The sequence below is a fragment of the Solihabitans fulvus genome (assembly GCF_008386585.1).
GTDB lineage: Bacteria > Actinomycetota > Actinomycetes > Mycobacteriales > Pseudonocardiaceae > Solihabitans > Solihabitans fulvus.
On record NZ_VUOB01000255.1, the window covers coordinates 1 to 1,170 of the forward strand.

The 1,170-nt window shown below is 54.4% G+C and carries 1 protein-coding gene; it reads right to left on the reverse strand.

Annotated elements, in window-relative coordinates; genetic code table 11:
• Positions 1-1,057: troponin (locus tag F0L68_RS45760; protein ID WP_149855390.1), on the reverse strand; the 1,057-nt coding region annotated here is incomplete at its 3' end.
• Positions 1,058-1,170: the final 113 nt, after the last annotated feature.

Genomic DNA, 1,170 nt, shown 5'->3' on the forward strand with positions numbered 1-1,170 from the left:
CGGGTTCAGGCTCGTATTGAGGCTCTTCGTCCTCCTCGGGCTCAGCCTTGACGTCCTCTTCGCCTTCCGGAGATTCGAGTTCGCCCTTCTTCTTGCCGGGCCTCTCGCCGAACCACTTGGGCAGTCGCGCCTTTTGCCTGCCGCCGAACTGTTCGGCCCTCTCTTGCCACACCTTCTCGAGGAAGTCCTTGTTCAGTTTCTCTAGGTCACCCTCGAACAGTTTCTTTTTGTCGTCGTAGGATCGTGTGTCGACACGCCTCTCGTACTTGGACGCTACTTGAATTTTGGGCGGGTGCTTGCCTGTGAGCGCTTCGGGGTCGAGACCCTTCTTGAGAGCTTTGTGCCTCAGTTGCTGCTTTTGTCTTTCTTTGAGCTCTTTTAAGTCGTAGTCCTGTCTCTTTTGCCTCTCTTCGAGATCGTATTTCTCGGTCTCGAGTTTGACGATGCACTCCCAGAGTTCCTGGGCCTTCTGTCGGAGTTTGTCGACGGAGAGACCCTCGATGGTCAGCGGCTTGATGCGGATGGACAGGGAGATCTTCTTCTCCTCTTCCAGCTGCTCCTTGGTCTTGTTGCGCTCCAGCTGGGCATTGCTCAAACCGAAGTTTTCGCTCTTCTTTTGGATGGTGAAGTTGGGTCCGGTCTTGCTGGCATCTTTCATGGCCTGGAGCATAGCCTGGCGCTTCTTCTCGGCCTCCTCGAGCCGTTGCCTCTTCTCTTCGATGTCGCGCTGTTTCTTCTCTTCGATTTCGCGCACTCTCCTTTCTTCTTCTTCCTTTTTCTTTTGAGCGAGGCGCTTTTCTTCTTCGGCACGAGAAACCTTGCGCTTGGCCTGCTTCTCTTTAAGGCGTTTGAGCTCATCCTCCTCCTTGGCCCGCTGTTTGCGCCATTCGTTGATGTATTCCTTCAACTGTTCATCCAAGTCCGACCGCTTCTGGTCTTGACGCTTGGTGAATTCTGGATCTCCCTCACCCTCTTGTTTAGGAGCGGGTTTCGTCTCCGGGACTTCTTCTTCTACTTCCTCCTCCTCAGAGCCAGAATATTCCTCCTCGTCAGACATGTTGGTTGTTTATTGAGTGTCGCACGGGTAGAAGTCGGTCACTCAGTCACTCGGCACTGGTTCTTGGACCGGCAGCACAGCGACGTTGGAATGTGGAGTCCGCGGCGACCGGG